The 2,257-nt window shown below is 44.2% G+C and carries 3 protein-coding genes; all 3 read right to left on the bottom strand.

Translation table 11 applies throughout. The features are described from left to right. Positions 1-153 precede the first annotated feature (153 nt). The 3 genes from FZF01_RS19270 to FZF01_RS19260 all read right to left on the bottom strand — a co-directional run bounded on the left by FZF01_RS19270 (position 154) and on the right by FZF01_RS19260 (position 1,765). On the bottom strand, positions 154-705 hold the full coding sequence (locus FZF01_RS19270; RefSeq protein ID WP_150279454.1) for a YfbU family protein: 552 nt from the start codon (positions 703-705) through the stop codon (positions 154-156). A gap of 12 nt (positions 706-717) precedes the next feature. Beyond that, positions 718-1,224, bottom strand: a complete 507-nt coding sequence (locus FZF01_RS19265) for a hypothetical protein (RefSeq protein ID WP_150279453.1) — start codon at positions 1,222-1,224, stop codon at positions 718-720. A gap of 91 nt (positions 1,225-1,315) precedes the next feature. Then, the gene (locus FZF01_RS19260; protein ID WP_150279452.1) at positions 1,316-1,765 is read right to left on the bottom strand and encodes a hypothetical protein; all 450 of its coding nucleotides are present in this window, start codon (positions 1,763-1,765) and stop codon (positions 1,316-1,318) included. Positions 1,766-2,257: the final 492 nt, after the last annotated feature.

Raw genomic sequence — 2,257 nt, 5'->3', positions numbered from 1 at the left:
AGTTCAGATACATTTTTGTACATTCCATAGCCAATATGGCTTCTACTGTCGATGTATTTCATAGAGTGCTAACGCCCCCAAGCAGGGGCATATTTTTGCGTTTTGAGCGCAGCGAAGCAAAAATATGTCCCACTGCCTTGGATTGTTAGGCCTTCACCTATTATCTGGATGCACCATTTCTTTGAGAATATCCACTATATTCTGCGGAGAGAGGGGTTGGAAATTTAGGCTCTTCAAAACTGGTTTAAATACTGCCAGCATACGCCGATATGAGTCGATCGATGGGCAGTGGGAATTAAAGTTCCTCCCCTTAAATTCCTCAAAACGATCCAAGTCGTTAACTAAAAATGACGCTGTTCCCATATATTCAGATTCATTATTCCCATCAAAGCCAAGGAATTTTGGATTTTTGCCGAATGGTGCTGCTTCCTTTTCAACCCATTCTTTCTCTTCTTTGGATAGGTTTTTGTAGTTTCTTTCAATCATGCTCCACATATCGAGCACATCAAGAACTTCTTTCACAACCTCAGGAGTATCTTGCTCCTCGAACGGTATGCCCACGTATTTCCAAGGAATACTCCAAGTATTGTCAGAGAAAATAGCTGACCGGATAAAGTCAGGCTCTACTTCACCGTCAACGCCGAGCTTGTCGTAAATCTCGCTAAGCATTAACAGGATCAATTTTTCGCCGTCTGTAATCTTCATTTGGTAAATCCTTTAGCTTATTGAGACGTTTTCTTTTCGTTCATCAGATAGTTCTTTAACAAATGGCATAAAGCTGTCGATTTTGTAGTAAATACTTTTTCCAGCCGCTTTTTTATCATCAAAAGACTTAGCCTCGGAAAGGGCCTCTATATCGGGATGCAGATCTTGACAAAGCTCTTTGGCTTTATTTTCGAAAAAGTTATTAAAGTGAGAGCTATGCTCATTTATATATCGTGAATATTCTTCAACGTCCTTTGCGATTGAACCACAATTTATCCCCCTAAGGAGGGATGGATTACAAGCAGGGCCGACTGTTGAAACTATTTTCAGAATCCTGGTGGTCTCAGCATGAACTTGGGACACTTCAATTAGCTTTCTACGACTAACAATTTCGTCCCTTACTCTTTCGGCTTTGGTAGCCGCCCTTGAGGACTTGCGAGCTTCAACAAAAGCCCATATAGCACCACCAATTGATGCTATAGATCCGATAACCGATATCCATGTTCCGATCATACTCAAATTTCCGAATCCTCTAAGGGCCTAACGTAGAGCTTTGCGGCAATTTTGTAGCTGCGAAGCAGTGGAGAAATTGTCCGACAAGAGCGACTTGTTATGGCTGGACGCTGCCCATGCCAGCCCATTGCACTTTAAAAACTTGCTCTTCTTTCTCGTGGTCCGTGACTAAAACGCCTATGGCAATTACAAATTGGTCGCCGGCGTTGAAGCCAGAAAAGTCATTAAACCGTGGCGCTAACGTGGAGTTATTAAGCGTGTAATTGGTTACGCCAGGCTCCCAATACGCAGTAAATTGGTGCTCATTATCGATTATGAGCTGAATCGCGTTTGGTTCATTTGAGTCTTGCCCTGGCACAGGTGGAAAATGATAACCAGATGCATCTAACACAATTTCTATCGCAGGCTTAATCTCGTAGTACTCGCCCACTTGGCCTTCCGCTAGACCCATTTGGATATGCTGCTCATCAACTTTGATAATTTGCAAACCAGCAGCACTAGCTGTTACCGAAGCAATGCTTAACAACGATGCTAGAAATTTTCTCATGACTTTCCTTTCGGGCCATAACGCCCAAACTCACGGGCCAGTTTGTAGCCGCGGAGCGGCGGAGAAGTGGTCCCGTGCAGTGACTGGTTATGTGTTTGTTGCGAGATAAACATAGATCGGAACCAAAAGCCAAAACCCACCAAGCACACCATTGTTAATTTCTTTCCTTAAAACGAAGGCCTCACGGCCACCGATATAGATGCCTATGACCAAGATCAGAACCGCGACAAACAGGCACCAAAATAGGCTCAGGTACATCACAGCTGACAAGATCGCAAACACGACAATTGTCGAGCTCACAAAGGCCCCCATATGCCTTGTATTCGTGTTCCCACGACACGTATACCAGAACAGCCCTAAATAGAGCGATATGGTCACGACAGAAAATAAGGCTAGTTTCATAGCTGATTACACATAACGCCCGCAGCACGCGCGGCTTTGTAATGAAGGCGCAGCCGCAATGAAATAGCCGTCGCTGTGCCTGCGATTGTT

Source organism: Halopseudomonas salina (assembly GCF_008641105.1).
Note: the sequence above shows the minus strand (reverse complement) of the source record. Positions and strands in the feature narration are given on the sequence as shown.

What these genes read in the sequence shown, in the direction of transcription:
- FZF01_RS19260 (WP_150279452.1), bottom strand. Translation starts at nt 1,765, where the DNA reads ATGAGAAAATTTCTAGCATCGTTGTTAAGCATTGCTTCGGTAACAGCT.
- FZF01_RS19270 (WP_150279454.1), bottom strand. Translation starts at nt 705, where the DNA reads ATGAAGATTACAGACGGCGAAAAATTGATCCTGTTAATGCTTAGCGAG.